The sequence below is a fragment of the Streptomyces sp. NPDC001617 genome (assembly GCF_053596855.1).
The window spans coordinates 19,974-33,822 of record NZ_JBSFHA010000109.1; the positions used below are offsets into that span (position 1 = coordinate 19,974).

Annotated in this window: 17 protein-coding genes and 6 tRNA genes; 14 read left to right on the forward strand and 9 right to left on the reverse strand. The window is 71.6% G+C overall.

Translation table 11 applies throughout. The annotated features are described in order from the left end of the window. Positions 1 to 61 precede the first annotated feature (61 nt). The 3 genes from cobA to ACWC09_RS46370 all read left to right on the forward strand — a co-directional run bounded on the left by cobA (position 62) and on the right by ACWC09_RS46370 (position 2,586). Positions 62 to 1,294 carry a uroporphyrinogen-III C-methyltransferase gene (gene cobA / locus ACWC09_RS46360; RefSeq protein WP_450857586.1) on the forward strand — a complete coding sequence of 411 codons (1,233 nt, stop codon included), beginning with the start codon at positions 62 to 64 and terminating at the stop codon, positions 1,292 to 1,294. Between the two features lie 64 nt (positions 1,295 to 1,358). Continuing rightward, on the forward strand, positions 1,359 to 2,177 hold the full coding sequence (locus ACWC09_RS46365; protein ID WP_450857588.1) for a TrmH family RNA methyltransferase: 819 nt from the start codon (positions 1,359 to 1,361) through the stop codon (positions 2,175 to 2,177). 4 nt (positions 2,178 to 2,181) lie between these two features. After that, complete coding sequence (locus tag ACWC09_RS46370; RefSeq protein WP_450857589.1) at positions 2,182 to 2,586, forward strand: NUDIX domain-containing protein; 405 nt, start codon at positions 2,182 to 2,184, stop codon at positions 2,584 to 2,586. On the opposite strand, the gene ACWC09_RS46375 is transcribed toward ACWC09_RS46370, so the two are convergent. Beyond that, positions 2,574 to 3,998 carry a protein kinase domain-containing protein gene (locus tag ACWC09_RS46375; RefSeq protein WP_450857610.1) on the reverse strand — a complete coding sequence of 475 codons (1,425 nt, stop codon included), beginning with the start codon at positions 3,996 to 3,998 and terminating at the stop codon, positions 2,574 to 2,576. The genes ACWC09_RS46370 and ACWC09_RS46375 overlap by 13 nt on opposite strands. A 196-nt stretch (positions 3,999 to 4,194) precedes the next feature. Between ACWC09_RS46375 and ACWC09_RS46380 the strand changes: the two genes are divergently transcribed. The 4 genes from ACWC09_RS46380 to ACWC09_RS46395 all read left to right on the forward strand — a co-directional run bounded on the left by ACWC09_RS46380 (position 4,195) and on the right by ACWC09_RS46395 (position 6,587). Beyond that, positions 4,195 to 4,470: a hypothetical protein gene (locus ACWC09_RS46380; protein ID WP_388824372.1), complete on the forward strand. Its 276-nt coding sequence runs from the start codon at positions 4,195 to 4,197 to the stop codon at positions 4,468 to 4,470. A 198-nt stretch (positions 4,471 to 4,668) separates the two neighbouring features. Next, a complete protein-coding gene (locus ACWC09_RS46385; protein ID WP_450857592.1) occupies positions 4,669 to 4,866 on the forward strand; it encodes a hypothetical protein in 198 nt (65 codons plus the stop codon). A 216-nt stretch (positions 4,867 to 5,082) separates the two neighbouring features. Next, positions 5,083 to 6,207: a phosphotransferase gene (locus tag ACWC09_RS46390; protein WP_450857593.1), complete on the forward strand. Its 1,125-nt coding sequence runs from the start codon at positions 5,083 to 5,085 to the stop codon at positions 6,205 to 6,207. 80 nt (positions 6,208 to 6,287) lie between these two features. Further along, entirely contained in the window at positions 6,288 to 6,587 is a 300-nt protein-coding gene (locus ACWC09_RS46395) for a TFIIB-type zinc ribbon-containing protein (protein WP_450857595.1), read from the forward strand. A gap of 51 nt (positions 6,588 to 6,638) precedes the next feature. Here the strand turns inward: ACWC09_RS46395 and ACWC09_RS46400 are convergent. The 5 genes from ACWC09_RS46400 to ACWC09_RS46420 form a co-directional block, all read right to left on the reverse strand. Beyond that, positions 6,639 to 6,710 (reverse strand) — tRNA-Val (locus ACWC09_RS46400). A 29-nt stretch (positions 6,711 to 6,739) separates the two neighbouring features. After that, positions 6,740 to 6,811 (reverse strand) — tRNA-Val (locus ACWC09_RS46405). Between the two features lie 20 nt (positions 6,812 to 6,831). Continuing rightward, positions 6,832 to 6,903 (reverse strand) — tRNA-Val (locus ACWC09_RS46410). Between the two features lies 1 nt (position 6,904). Beyond that, a tRNA-Cys gene (locus tag ACWC09_RS46415) sits at positions 6,905 to 6,978 on the reverse strand. 39 nt (positions 6,979 to 7,017) lie between these two features. Then, positions 7,018 to 7,090: transfer RNA gene (locus ACWC09_RS46420), tRNA-Gly, on the reverse strand. Positions 7,091 to 7,268: 178 nt separating this feature from the next. Here ACWC09_RS46420 and ACWC09_RS46425 point away from each other — a divergent pair. From ACWC09_RS46425 to ACWC09_RS46435, 3 genes are read left to right on the forward strand one after another with little or no spacing between them, the layout of a single operon-like run. Further along, positions 7,269 to 8,420 (forward strand): chorismate-binding protein, encoded by a 1,152-nt coding sequence (locus tag ACWC09_RS46425; protein WP_450857597.1) that lies wholly within the window; start codon positions 7,269 to 7,271, stop codon positions 8,418 to 8,420. Beyond that, complete coding sequence (locus ACWC09_RS46430) at positions 8,417 to 9,238, forward strand: aminotransferase class IV (protein ID WP_450857598.1); 822 nt, start codon at positions 8,417 to 8,419, stop codon at positions 9,236 to 9,238. Before ACWC09_RS46425 ends, ACWC09_RS46430 begins: the two co-directional genes overlap by 4 nt. 53 nt (positions 9,239 to 9,291) lie before the next feature. After that, positions 9,292 to 10,116: a GNAT family N-acetyltransferase gene (locus ACWC09_RS46435; protein WP_450857600.1), complete on the forward strand. Its 825-nt coding sequence runs from the start codon at positions 9,292 to 9,294 to the stop codon at positions 10,114 to 10,116. A gap of 8 nt (positions 10,117 to 10,124) precedes the next feature. Here ACWC09_RS46435 and ACWC09_RS46440 read toward each other — a convergent pair whose 3' ends face one another. Beyond that, a complete protein-coding gene (locus ACWC09_RS46440) occupies positions 10,125 to 10,637 on the reverse strand; it encodes a DsbA family protein (protein WP_450857602.1) in 513 nt (170 codons plus the stop codon). A 231-nt stretch (positions 10,638 to 10,868) separates the two neighbouring features. Here ACWC09_RS46440 and ACWC09_RS46445 point away from each other — a divergent pair, with 231 nt between their 5' ends. After that, a complete protein-coding gene (locus ACWC09_RS46445; protein ID WP_450857604.1) occupies positions 10,869 to 11,315 on the forward strand; it encodes a hypothetical protein in 447 nt (148 codons plus the stop codon). 155 nt (positions 11,316 to 11,470) lie between these two features. Further along, positions 11,471 to 11,623, forward strand: coding sequence for a hypothetical protein (locus ACWC09_RS46450; protein ID WP_208784159.1), 153 nt, complete (start codon positions 11,471 to 11,473; stop codon positions 11,621 to 11,623). A 64-nt stretch (positions 11,624 to 11,687) separates the two neighbouring features. On the opposite strand, the gene ACWC09_RS46455 is transcribed toward ACWC09_RS46450, so the two are convergent. Continuing rightward, entirely contained in the window at positions 11,688 to 12,248 is a 561-nt protein-coding gene (locus ACWC09_RS46455) for a CGNR zinc finger domain-containing protein (protein WP_450857606.1), read from the reverse strand. Between the two features lie 239 nt (positions 12,249 to 12,487). Next, the gene (locus ACWC09_RS46460) at positions 12,488 to 12,901 is read right to left on the reverse strand and encodes an SsgA family sporulation/cell division regulator (RefSeq protein ID WP_004002642.1); all 414 of its coding nucleotides are present in this window, start codon (positions 12,899 to 12,901) and stop codon (positions 12,488 to 12,490) included. 201 nt (positions 12,902 to 13,102) lie between these two features. On the opposite strand from ACWC09_RS46460, the gene ACWC09_RS46465 reads away from it, so the two are divergent. Further along, entirely contained in the window at positions 13,103 to 13,582 is a 480-nt protein-coding gene (locus ACWC09_RS46465; RefSeq protein WP_450857608.1) for a TIGR02611 family protein, read from the forward strand. Between the two features lie 57 nt (positions 13,583 to 13,639). Beyond that, positions 13,640 to 13,711 (forward strand) — tRNA-Val (locus ACWC09_RS46470). The last annotated feature ends 138 nt before the right edge of the window (positions 13,712 to 13,849 follow it).

The window sequence follows — 13,849 nt, forward strand, 5'->3', positions numbered from 1 at the left end:
CGTCAGGGCTGCTCCAGCGCCGTAGCACCCATCGCATTGCCAGGACGAGGAGCCGCACCTCATGGCCGAACACCCCGCCTACCCCGTAGGCCTCCGCCTCACCGGCCGCAAAGTGGTCGTCCTCGGCGGCGGCCAGGTCGCCCAGCGCCGCCTCCCGGCACTGATCGCGGCAGGCGCGGACGTCCTCCTCGTATCGCCGGAGGCCACTCCGTCCGTCGAGGCGATGGCGGAAGCGGGCGAGATCACCTGGCAGCAGCGGCCGTACGACGAGGGTGACCTGTCGGACGCCTGGTACGCCCTGATCGCCACCAGCGACACGGAGGCGAACGCCCGGGCCTCCGCCGAGGCGGAAGCGCACCGCGTGTGGTGCGTGCGCTCCGACGACGCCGACGCCGCGACCGCCTGGACACCGGCCACCGGCACCAGCGAGGGCGTGACGGTCGCCGTCCTCACCACCGAGGCCCGCGGCCGCGACCCCCGGCACACCGCCGCCATCCGCGACGCGGTCGTCGAGGGACTGCGCGACGGCACCCTGGTGGCCCCGCACCACCGCACCCGCACCCCCGGCGTCGCCCTCGTCGGCGGCGGCCCCGGCGACCCGGACCTGATCACCGTCCGCGGCCGCCGTCTGCTCGCCGAGGCCGACGTGGTCATCACCGACCACCTGGGCCCGCGCGACCTGCTCGCCGAGCTCTCCCCGAACGTCGAGGTGATCGACGCGGCGAAGCTGCCGTACGGCCGCTTCATGGCCCAGGAGGCCATCAACAACGCGCTGATCGAGCACGCCAAGCAGGGCAAGTCGGTGGTCCGGCTGAAGGGTGGCGACCCGTTCGTCTACGGCCGTGGGATGGAGGAGGTCAACGCGCTCGCCGAGGCCGGCATCCCGTGCACCGTCGTGCCCGGCATCTCCAGCTCGATCTCGGTCCCGGGCGCGGCCGGGATCCCGGTCACCCATCGCGGTGTCGCACACGAGTTCACCGTGGTCAGCGGGCACATCGCGCCCGACGACGAGCGTTCCCTGGTCGACTGGCCGTCCGTGGCCAAGCTCACCGGAACGCTCGTGATCCTCATGGGCGTGGCGACGATCGGGAAGGTCGCCGAGACGCTCGTGGCGCACGGCAAGTCGCCGGACACCCCGGTCGCCCTGATCCAGGAGGGCACCACCGCCGCCCAGCGGCGCGTGGACGCGACCCTCGCCACCGTCGCCGAGACGGTCCGTACCCAGGAGGTCAAGGCGCCGTCGGTCATCGTCATCGGCGAGGTCGTGAGGGTGGGCCCGGGAGCATCGGCGTAACCCCGGGTAACCCAACCCGTTCCCAGCCGTTGGCACCACACCCAGGACAAGGCAGTATCACCCTGTGGCCGATCTCATCACCGTCGAGGATCCAGACGACCCCCGCCTGCGCGACTACACGGGCCTGACCGACGTCGAACTGCGCCGCAAACGAGAACCCGCCGAGGGCCTGTTCATCGCCGAGGGCGAGAAGGTCATCCGCCGGGCCAAGGACGCCGGCTACGAGATGCGCTCGATGCTGCTGTCCGCGAAGTGGGTCGACGTCATGCGCGACGTCATCGACGAGCTCCCGGCCCCCGTCTACGCGGTCAGCCCGGAGCTCGCCGAACAGGTCACCGGCTACCACGTGCACCGCGGCGCCCTGGCCTCCATGCAGCGCAAGCCCCTGCCCACGGCCGCCGACCTCCTCCAGACCACCCGCCGGGTGGTCGTCATGGAGTCGGTCAACGACCACACCAACATCGGCGCGATCTTCCGCTCGGCGGCGGCCCTCGGCATGGACGCGGTGCTGCTCTCGCCGGACTGCGCCGACCCGCTGTACCGCCGTAGCGTCAAGGTCTCCATGGGCGCGGTCTTCTCCGTCCCGTACGCCCGTCTGGACACCTGGCCCAAGGGCCTGGAGTCGGTCCGCGAGGCCGGTTTCACGCTCCTCGCGCTCACGCCGGACGAGAAGGCGAAGTCCCTCGACGAGGCCGCCCCGCAGAAGATGGACCGGGTGGCCCTGATGCTGGGAGCCGAGGGCGACGGCCTGTCCACGCAGGCCCTGGTCGCCGCCGACGAATGGGTCCGCATCCCGATGTCCCACGGCGTCGACTCCCTGAACGTCGGCGCGGCGGCCGCGGTCGCCTTCTACGCGGTGGCCACCGGCCGCCCCCAGGGGTAGGACCGTGTCCCAGCGGGAGGCGATCGTCGCGATCCTGTGCCGGACCGACCGCCTCCTCGCCATCCGCCGCGGGCCCACGGTCTCGCGCCCCGGTTATTGGCAGCCGCTCAGCGGCAAGGTCGAGCCGGGGGAGACCCAGGAGGAGGCCGTGGTCCGGGAGGTCCAGGAGGAGGTCGGCCTCACCGCCGCGCCCCTGGCCAAGGTCTGGGAGTCGGAGACCGACGACGGCCGCTTCCGCCTCCACTGGTGGACGGCGGACGCCCCCACCGGCGAGGTGGTCCCCGACCCCGAGGAGGTCGGGGACTTCCGCTGGGTCACCCCGGAGGAGTTCCTTGCCCTGGACCCGGTCTTCGACGGCGACCGCGAGTTCTTCGAGCGCATCCTGCCGGGGCTGTCTCAGCGCGACTGATGCGGCCCCGGCTCCACGTGCTGTTGCTGCCGCTGTCGTACGACGCCGTCGTCGCCCAGCCCTCGCGCCGGCCCCTGGCAACCCTGGGCCGCGGCGATACCGAGCGCCACCAGCAGGGTCACGACCACGAACACGAACAGTCGCTGGCGCAGCAGCCTCGGGTTGGCCGGGCGTCGGCCCGTCCCGTTGGTCCTGGGCGCCGGACGCCCGGTGCCGCTGCGGGGCGCCGGCCGGCTTCCGCTGCCGGAGCGGGTGCCGTTCCGAGAGGCGGGCGTGGGCCGAGCCCCCGGGCGGGAGCCGCCGCGTGAGGAGGGTGCCGCTCCGCCGCGCGAGGACGGAACGCCGCCACCTCGCGACTGGCTCGCACCTCCGGCCGCCGCGTTGCCACCTCGCGGCGGGGTTCCGCCCTGCACCGGAGCGGGTCCGCGTGACGAAGAGGAGACCCCGCGAGGGGGCGGAGTCCCCTGCGGCCGCCGACGCTGCTGCTGCTCGCGCTGGGTCTCCGGGTAGGTGTCGGCGAGCCGCCCGGTGGGCCGGTCCGCCTCGCTCGCCCGCGGCCCCGGCGGCCGTACCTCCCCGAGCCCCTGGGACTCACGGGCCGCGATCTCCTTGAGGCGCAGCGACAGCTGAAGCGTGCTCGGCCGCTCCTCCGGATCCTTCGCCAGACAGGCGCGCACGAGCGGAGCAAGAGCGTCCGGTACGCCGTGCAACTGGGGCTCCTCGTGCACCACCCGGTACAGCATCACCTCTGAACTGCCGTGCCCGAAAGGCGAGTCACCCATCGACGAGTACGCCAGGGTCGCCCCGAGCGAGAACACGTCCGTGGCCGGTGTGACGGCGGCACCGCGCACCTGCTCGGGCGCGAGGAACCCGGGGGACCCGACGGCCGTACCGACATGCGTGAGCGTGGAGGCACCCGTCGCCCAGGCGATGCCGAAGTCGATGATCCGCGGCCCCTTGGGGGACAGCAGGATGTTGGACGGCTTGAGATCCCGGTGCACCACCCCGGCCTCGTGCACCGCGACGAGCCCCTCCGACAGGGCGGCCCCCACGGCCGCGACGTCGGCCGCGCCCAGCGGTCCCTCGTCGGCGACCTTGTCGTGCAGTGAGGGACCGGGCACGTACTGCGTGGCGAACCAGGGCCGGTCGGCGTCGAGATCGGCGGCGACGAGTCGGGCCGTGCAGCCGCCCCGGATCCGCCGCGCGGCCGAGACCTCCCGCGCGAAGCGCGACCGGAACTCCTGATCCTCCGCCAGGTCCGGCCGGATGACCTTCAGTGCGACGCGCTGCCCCTTCTTGTCGGAGCCCAGGTACACAACGCCCATCCCACCCGCGCCGAGCCGTCTGTGAAGCCTGAACGAGCCGACGACGCGCGGGTCCTCGCGCCTCAGGCGCATCATCGCCATGTTCATCCCCGCTGCCCGGTCCGTGTGACGTGGCACAGCTTACGTTTCCACGGCCGCCCGCGCGCAGAGGCCGCGCCCTCCGGTCCAGATCGATTGTCAGTGCCGGGTGGGAGACTTGAAGAGTGGTCAGGGGGCGGGGGACCAGCCGGACTTGCCCTTGTCTGTGCCCCCAACCACCCATCACAGAAGGGGGATTGAACCCGTGAAGGGTGATCGTGTGGAGATAGTGGTGGACGCGGGGGACACGACCCGCACCTATGAGGTGGTGGCGAGCAGGGCGGGCCGCAGGGTGGAGACAGCGGTTCGTCGAGGTGTCGTGGAAGTGAGCGAAGTCACCCGCAGCGGCTCGGTGGTCCGCACGGCCCGCTTCATGGCCACCCGGGTCCTGGCCCTGGTCGAACAGCCCGTCCCCAGGGAGGACAGCTCGGAAAAGCCGGTGCACAGCGGGCGTCCCCTCGGGGAAGACCCTGAGACCTAGGTCTCCGTCTCCACCCAGGGGAGTACTGCCCGGCCTGTGGCTCATCCTCCGGGAGGCCCGGCAATCGGTACGAGGGCATGACGTGCGAAGAGCGCCGGACGCCTAGATTTGAGGTCAAGCGGCGGGTGCAGCACTCGTCCCCCGAGGTCAGACACCCGCCGCTGCCAGCGACAACTGAGATCGGTCAGGAGAGGGACCATGGCCTTGACGGCACCGCGGACACAGTTCCGCGCACAGGAGCGCACAGTGTTTCGCCCCCGCCGCACGGGCCGTCGCCACCCCTTGGTGGCGACGCTCATGGTCCTCCCCCTGGCGGCCCTGCTCTTCTTCGTCTTCGACGGCTGGGAGACAGTGGCCACACAGGCGTCGTCCGTGGGAGTGATGCTGGGGCGCTGAGCGGCGACCCCAGGCCCGGAAGAGCGGTCCGGGCGGGGACATCCACCCATGAAACCCCGTGGGGACGGGGGTGCGGCGGACGGCAAAAATGCCGGCGCAGCTGGGGAGCTGCGCCGGCATTGCTTTGCCTGCGCACCGCCACGTCACGGGGGCCGGCACGGAGGCGAACCACGCCCCGTACCCTCACGGCAGACCCCGCACCGCCCAGGGAGCCCCGTGACCGACACCCCCCTGCTCTCCGCCCTCACCACCCGAGCCGAGGCCAAGGCCCACTCCCGCACCCCGTCCTGCCCCTGCGGCACCCCCGAGACCCTCGCCGACCGCCCCGACGCCACCGTCGTCCGCCACGCCGACATCGTCGCCAAGGCCCACGCCCCCGACACTCCCCTCGCGGACCTCGCCCCCCGCCTCGCTGCCGCCGCCCATCTCCCCGGCCTGTTCCTGCCCCCGCTCAGCCCCGCCCCGATCGACCTGCGTGGCCGCCTCGTCACGTTCTGGCCCTACGGCACCCCCGTGGCCCCGGACGATCCCGACGCCGCCCCCTGGGAAGCCGCAGCCACCCTCCTCGCCCGCCTCCACCGCACGCCCGCCCCGACCCGCCTGCCGCCCATGCGCGGCCCCGCGAAGGCGGCCCGGGCCGTGGCCCGCCTGACAGCGACCGCCGCCCCGACCACGACCCCAACGGCTTGCGCGTCACCCGCGGTCACCGCGTCGCCCTCGGCGACTTCGGCAAGCGACTCCGAGTGTCCGGCGACGATCGCGTCGCCCGTGCCCACCACCGAGGAGCCCGCGCTCGCCGCAAGCACCCCGACCGGCCCGTCCGTCCGGACCGCCGAAACCGCCCTCACCCCCCACCCCGCCATACCTTCCATCCTCCGAGCCTGGTCCACCCTCCCCGCCTGGGCCCGCGCCGAGGCGCCCATGCCGGACGCCGCCACCCTCTGCCACGGCGACCTCCACCTCGGTCAGCTCGTCCGCCATCCCGTCCCCGACGGCCGCTGGCTGCTCATCGACGTCGACGACCTCGGCACCGGCGTCCCCGCCTGGGACCTGGCCCGCCCGGCGGCCTGGTACGCGTGCGGGCTGCTGCCGCCCGACGAGTGGGCCCGTTTCCTCGCCGCGTACCGCGCGGCAGGCGGCCCGGCGGTTCCGGCCGACGGCGACCCCTGGCCCGCTCTGGACGTCCCGGCCCGCGCCCTCACCGTGCAGACCGCCGCCCGCGCCGTCACCAAAGCCGTCACGGAGAACCGCCCCCTCGACGAGATCGAGATGTCCGTGATCGACGCATGTGCCCGAATGGGTTCCCTCCCGCCGGAGTTGACCCCGACTTCCTCGAAGTAGGGTGCAACCGACCGCACCCTGACGGAGTCTGTCCTGGCGAAACGCGAAGCAGGACCGACGGGCGAGGAGTTGAGCCGACCATGCAGTGTCCGAAGTGCCATGCGCCGATGCACACGTACAACCGCAACGGCGTCCAGATCGAGCAGTGCAGCGGCTGCCGCGGGATCTTTCTGGACTACGGCGAGTTGGAGGCGCTGACCCGCCTGGAGTCCCAGTGGTCCCAGCCGGCCCCGCCGCCGCCCGCCCCGCAGGCCTACCCGGCTCCGCCCGCGCCCGCCTGGGGTGCCCAGCACGGAGGCCACGGCGGTGGCCACTACGGCGGTCACCAAGGAGGCCACCACCGCCACAAGAGCTTCGGTCACATGCTGTTCTCCAGCTGACGACCGACAGACGAAGAAGCCCCCGGCCGCAGGGCCGGGGGCTTCGGTGTGTGGACGATACTGGGATTGAACCAGTGACCTCTTCCGTGTCAGGGAAGCGCTCTCCCGCTGAGCTAATCGTCCAGGTCAGCCACCCCGTGAGAGGGGCTGCGTGCGCGATACTGGGATTGAACCAGTGACCTCTTCCGTGTCAGGGAAGCGCTCTCCCGCTGAGCTAATCGCGCGAGGGGATCCGAAGATCCAGTGGACGATACTGGGATTGAACCAGTGACCTCTTCCGTGTCAGGGAAGCGCTCTCCCGCTGAGCTAATCGTCCGTGGAGGTGGAGACGGGATTTGAACCCGTGTAGACGGCTTTGCAGGCCGTTGCCTCGCCTCTCGGCCACTCCACCAGGAGTGCAGGGGTTCGGGAAGATCCCCTTGTTCCTTCGAGCGGACGACGAGGCTCGAACTCGCGACCTCAACCTTGGCAAGGTTGCGCTCTACCAACTGAGCTACGTCCGCTTGTCGTTTCGATCCGCTCTCGCGGCCCGGCGACGAGTTGAACTCTAGCGGATTCCGGGGCCAGCACAAAAACGCGTTTGCGCAGCGTGCTGCGCTGCACCTGCTCACGGGCGTGGCCAGGGCTTCCACGGAGACATGCCGGAGCCATCTTTCGGACACCCGCCATAGACTCGACCGCGTGCACGACCTCCCTCCCCTCGCCCGCTTCGGCAACCGCGTCGCCACCGGTCTCGTCGACGTCACCGGCGATCCCGCGGCCCTCGACTCCACCGGCTTCTGGGCCGTCGTCGCGGACTTCGAGGGCCGTCTGACCTGCGCCCGCTTCGCCGATGTGCGCGAGGAACCCGTGCCCGCCCCGGTGCCGGGGACGTGGCACGGGCCGTCGGCCGGTGACTGGACGTCGTCCCTCGACCGCGCCGCGTACACGGCGGGTGTGCGCCGCATTCGGCAGCACATCGCGGCCGGCGAGGTCTACCAGGCGAACCTCTGCCGCGTGCTCACCGCGCCGGTCGGGCCCGACGCCGATGTGGACGCCCTCACCGCCCTGCTGGCCCTCGGCAACCCGGCGCCGTACGCAGGAACGATCCGCCTGCCGGAGCACGGCGTCGAGATAGCCACCGCCTCGCCCGAGCTGTTCCTGCGCAGGGACCGCCGGACCGTCGAGTCCGGGCCGATCAAGGGCACCGGGCGCACCGAGGCCGACCTCCTCGACAAGGACTACGCCGAGAACGTCATGATCGTGGACCTGGTCCGCAACGACATCGGACGCGTCTGCGCCACCGGCAGCGTCACCGTCCCCGACCTGTGCGCCGTGGAGAAGCATCCCGGGCTCGTCCACCTCGTCTCGACGGTCCGCGGCGAGCTGCGCGCCGGCGCCGGCTGGCCCGAACTGCTCGACGCCACCTTCCCGCCGGGCTCGGTCACCGGGGCACCCAAGTCCAGCGCGCTGCGGATCATCGACGCGCTGGAGACGGCACCCCGAGGACCGTACTGCGGCGGCCTCGGTTGGGTCGACGCCGACCGAGGAACCGGGGAGCTGGCCGTCGGCATCCGCACCTTCTGGATCGACCGTGCCGAAGGGGTCCTGCGCTTCGGGACCGGTGCCGGGATCACCTGGGGATCCGACCCCGAGGCGGAGTGGCGGGAGACCGAGCTCAAGGCGGCCCGACTGCTCGCGGTAGCGTCGGGGACGTACGAGGTGAGTGAAGAGGGAGTACAGGCGTGCTGCGCCGGCCCGGGGGACGCAGCATCCGAAAGCGGCTCCGCCGCGGGCCGGACCCCCGGCCGACCCGTCGTCCCGTCGGCGTACTTGCGAGGGAGAGACCAGTGAAGCTTTGGCTCGACGGCGGGCTGCAGGACATCGAGTCCGCCCGCGTATCCGTTTTCGACCACGGGCTGACCGTGGGGGACGGCATCTTCGAGACGGTGAAGGCGACGGACGGGAAGGCGTTCGCGCTGAGCCGGCACCTCGACCGGCTGACCCTCTCGGCGCGCGGCCTCGGGCTGCCCGACCCCGACCACGACGAGGTCCGCCGCGCCTGCGCCGCCGTCCTCGAGGCCAACCCGATGCCCCTCGGCCGCCTCCGCATCACCTACACCGGCGGCAACGGCCCCCTCGGCTCCGACCGCGGCGAGCACGGCCCGACCCTCGTGGTCGCCCTCGGTGAGACCACCCGCCGCCCCGACTCCACGGCTGTGATCACCGTCCCCTGGACCCGCAACGAACGCGGCGCCCTCACCGGCCTGAAGACGACGTCGTACGCCGAGAACGTGGTCGCGCTCGCCCGCGCCCACCAACACGGCGCGTCGGAAGCCCTGTTCGCGAACACGGTCGGCCAACTCTGCGAGGGCACCGGCTCGAACGTCTTCGTCGTTCTCGACGGCGAGATCCACACCCCGCCGCTCGCCTCCGGCTGCCTCGCGGGCATCACGCGCGCGTTGACGGTCGAGTGGACCGGAGCGACCGAGACCGACCTGCCGTTGGACGTCCTGGAGCGGGCGGAGGAGGTCTTCCTCACCTCCACCCTGCGCGACGTCCAGGCCGTGCACCGCGTCGACGACCGGGAACTGCCCGGCGCACCCGGTCCGGTGACCGCCAAGGCGATGCGGATCTTCGACGAGCGGTCCGGGGACGACCAAGATCCGTGAGGGCCCGGAAAATCGGGCTGACACCGGCCCGTACGGCGGGTAGAACACCCCTGATGACCACGACCCTGCGGCCGACCGAGCCGCTTCAGCGCGCCGCCGACGGGACCCGCTCGCGCCACTACCAGGTGTGTGTGAACAGCCGGCCCGTCGGCGCCCTCCACCTCGGCACCTCGCCCCAGCTCGGTGACTCCGTCGCCCGCATCCACGAACTGCGCATCGAGGAGCCGGACCGTCGCCGCGGCCGGGGCACGGTCGCCGCGCTGGCCGCGGAGGAGGTGGCGCGCGGCTGGGGGTGCGGCCAGATCGAGGTGCAGGTGCCCGCCGACGCGGAGGTGGCGCTGCGGCTCGTGCAGGCGCTCGGCTACGTTCACCGCAACCGCGGCATGAAGAAGCCGCTCGGCGACGTCCCGCCCGAGCTGCCGGCCGCGAGCAGCTCACGCCCCATGACCGAGGCCGAGTTCGAGGCGTGGCGGGAGTACGAGTCTGAGGCGTACGCACGGACCTGGATCGAGCGGGGTGTGCCCGAGGCCGCCGCCCGCGAGAAGGCGCGGCGCGACCACGCGACGGCCCTGCGGCAGGGGCTCGGCACCGACAACATGTGGTTCAGCGTGCTCGAGCACGAGGGTTCGCGCGTCGGCATCCTCTGGCTGGGCCTGCGCGGCGACGCGGCCCATGTCTACGACGTCGAGGTCGACGAAGCCCATCGCGGCCACGGACACGGTCGCACCCTCATGCTGCTGGCGGAGGCCCGGACGATCGCCGCGGGCAGACGCGTCCTCGGCCTCAACGTGTTCGCCGGCAACGCCCCGGCCGAGCGGCTCTACGAGTCACTCGGCTACCGGACGACGCAGTACTGCCTGTACAAGCCGCTGTTGTAGGACGCGGCTCAGGCACCCTGCCCGGCCAGCAGCCGGTCCACGATCCCCTCGATCCGCTCCCGCAGTCCCTCCTGGTTCTTGCCGCCGTCCAGCCGCTCCCCGCCGACGACATACGTCGGCGTGCCGGTCACACCGATCGCCTTGCCCTCGGCCTGGTCGGCGTCGACGATCAGGATGTGCCGGCCGTCGATCAGCGCGGTGTCGAACTCCTCGGAGTCCAGACCGAGTTCGCCGGCCACCTCGACCAGGAAGGGTTCCCCCTTACGGTCCAGCTCCTCGACCCGGCCCAGCACGGCCTCGACGTACTCCCAGCCCTTGCCCTGCTCCAGCGCCTCCTCGGCGGCCTGCGCGGCGGCGAAGGCGTACGTGTGCTTCTCCAGCGGGAAGTGCCGCAGCCTCAGCTCCAGCCGGTCGCCGTAGCGGGCACGCAGGGCACGCAGGTCGTCCAGGGCGCCGCGGCAGTCGGGGCACTGGAGTTCGCACCAGACGTCGAGGACGGGAGCGGGGGAGGAGTCGTTCATGGGGACATCCTTCCAGCCCGGGCGCGGGCGGCCCAATCGGCCCGACCCCGGTGACCTGCTCGATCGACCCTGATCCACGACTCGGGGTGTGCTCGCTACAGGCACCTGCGAAGGAGCCGACCCGGAGATGTCCCTGATGTCCGCCCGGGGCATGGCACGGCGGGGCCCGTGCGGTGCAGGATGGAAGGGACGAACCGCCCCTGCCCGATCGCGCCCTGCCTGGAGGACCGGATGATCGCCGAGACAGTCTGTTCCGCCGTGTCCGCGGCCGGCCTGGGCATCGCGGCGGTCACGGCGTACCGCAAGCGCTTCCTCGCGGCCGCACGTATCGCCGCCTATTCGCTCGTGCCGGTCGGTCTGGTGATGACCGGTGTCGTGGGGTGGCTGGCGGACACCGCGTTCAGCCCGACGGCCTGGGCGGGCTTCGGGGTACTGGGCGTCTCCTGGCTGCTGTTCTCCACCACCCGCGCGGTGGAGAGGCGCCGGGGCGGCGGCACCCGGAAGGAGCGCAGGGAAGCCAGGGCGGCCGGTCAGCCCGAGGCGGTGGCACCGACGGCCTCCGCGCCCTCCCTCGGCCCGGGGGCCCGCGCGGCCTCCCGTCCGGCGGCCGCACCGCGCGGCAACTCCGCGGACGACTTCAGCGACATCGAGGCCATCCTGAAGAAGCACGGCATATGACCTCCGCATGACGACTGAAACGTCACAGTGGATCAACGCGCTGTGCGCAAGTGATCACGATCGGAAGCCGGTGTCACGGAATCCGGTGAACTCCCGGTCATTCCGGGCGCGTTGATCGCGCCGGGGGTGCTGTCTGCGCCATCATCGCCCGCGAGATGCTGGACACGACACAAGGCGAAACCGCGCCGCCGAAGGACGAGCCGCGCGGATGCCTCTTCGCCCTTTCCCAGCCACCGCTGATGATCTTCCTTGCGGTGATCGGGTGTCTGCTGCTCATGGCTGCGCTGCACGATCTGCTGCTGCTCTGAGCCGTACCCGTGGTCCCCGACGTCACCCGTCGGGGACCACGTCGGCACCGGCGTCTCTCGGGCGTCAGCCCGCCGCCTCCTTGCGCCGTGCCCGGTAGGCGGCCACATGCAGCCGGTTCCCGCAGGTCCGGCTGTCGCAGTACCGCCGCGACCGGTTCCGGGAGAGGTCGACGAAGGCGCGTCGGCAGTCGGGCGCCTCGCAGCGTCGCAGCCGCTCCTGCTCGCCGGCGACGACGAAGAAGGCCAGCGCCATCCCGCAGTCGGCCGCCAGGTGGTCGGCGACGGAGGCACCGGGTGCGAAGTAGTGCACATGCCAGTCGTAGCCGTCGTGGTCGGTGAGGCGCGGGGTGGTGCCCGCGGCGGCGACCAGCTCGTTGATCTGTCCGGCGGCCGCCCGGGCGTCGTGCGATGCGAAGACCGAGGCGAACCGGCCGCGGATCTTCCGCACCGCCGAGAGGTCGAACTCCGACAGCACTCCGACATCGCTGACTTCGTGGTTTCGTACGAAATCCTCGAGGGAGGCGACATCCGGCAGTCCGTCCGGCGTGGTGTCGTCCTCCGGCGCGGTGTTCACCAGGTCGACCACGGTGTCGAGGGCGCACCGGGTGTCGTGGGTGATCAGCACGTTTCGCTCCCTGGCCTGAGGGTCGGGCACACGCCCGCCGATGCTGGCCGATGGTAATGGTTCCGCCGCCCGACTGACCGGCTCCGGGCTCGGAGGAGCCCCGGAGCGGTGCGGAGCCGACGCGGACACGCCGACGCCGTCCCACGACGGGACGGCGTCGGCGTGTGCCGTATGCGGTTGTCCTGGCCCGAGCCGTCACCCCGAGTCGACGGCGCCGGGCGGCTTGGTATGGCCGCGGCCTAGCTCTCCGCCAGGATGTGGGAGAGCTCCTGATCGAGGTCGAAGTGCCGGTGTTCCGTGCCGGGCGGCACGGCGGCATCCGTTCGCTTCAGGAAGGATTCCAGGGCCCGCGCCGGGGCTTCCAGCAGGGCCTCGCCCTCCGGGGAGGACAGGGCGATGCACACGACGCCCTGACCGTGACTGCGCGACGGCCAGACTCGGACGTCGCCGGTGCCGGTGGGGCGGTGCAGGCCTTCCGCGAGGAGGTCGCGGGCGAACACCCACTCGACGGTCTCCTCGGCTCCGGTGTGGAAGGTGGCGTGCACGGCGTAGGGGTCGGCCGTGTCGTACCGCAGGCCTGCGGGGACAGGCAGGGAGGACTCGCTCGACACAACGAGGCGCAGGTGCAGCTCGCAGCTGACCGTGGTGTTCATAAGCGCCAGGGCCTTTCGCTCAGTGTGCGCTCGGGGATTCGCACGTCGGCGAAATCGACATGCCACCTACGGTGCCGTTGTAAACCCCTCTGAGTGTTTTGCGTGCCTTTACGTAACTCTTCCGGCCGAGGGTCTCTTCGGCCGGTGCGCCCATTCCAGTGACTGGTTTCCCGTCAGTAAAGTAAGGTAAAGTTTGGCCGTATGAATACGGGGAGTGACAATCCGGGCGAGGTCGCCGTGGTGGCGGACAAGGACAGGGGTGCCAGGCCGGCGGCCGAGGGTGAAACGGATGGGGCGCAGGGGGACCAAGGGCTCGGCTCCAAGGCCCCGGCATTCATCAAGAGGCGTCGCGCGCTGCATCTGAGCTGGCAGGTCGGCGTCTTCGTGGTCGGCCTCGCGGTCGTGGCCGCCGGCATCGTCATGCTGCCGCTGCCCGGACCCGGCTGGGTCGTGATCTTCGGCGGTATGGCGATCTGGGCGACCGAGTTCGTCTGGGCCCAGCTGGTGCTCCGCTGGACCAAGCGCAAGGTCACGGAGGCGGCCCAGAAGGCGCTCGACCCCAAGGTGCGGCGGCGCAACATCACGTTGACGGCGATCGGGCTGGTGATCGTCGGCGTGCTGGTCGGCATCTATCTGTGGAAGTTCGGTGGCGTGATGCCCTGGAAGATCAAGGACCAGTGATCCGCGCAGAGTGTGCGAAGGCACCCCCTGACATGGGGTAATGTTCTTCCTGCGCCCGGGCGATTAGCTCAGTGGGAGAGCGCTTCGTTCACACCGAAGAGGTCACTGGTTCGAACCCAGTATCGCCCACCCGGAATCAACGGCCCACCTGCACCAGTGCGGGTGGGCCGTTGCAGGCGTTCGGACCGACCTCGGCAGCGGGCGCGGCGGCCAGGCCAGTGGTCGGCATGGACAATGCCACGCCCGGCGGTGGCACGTTCACACGGC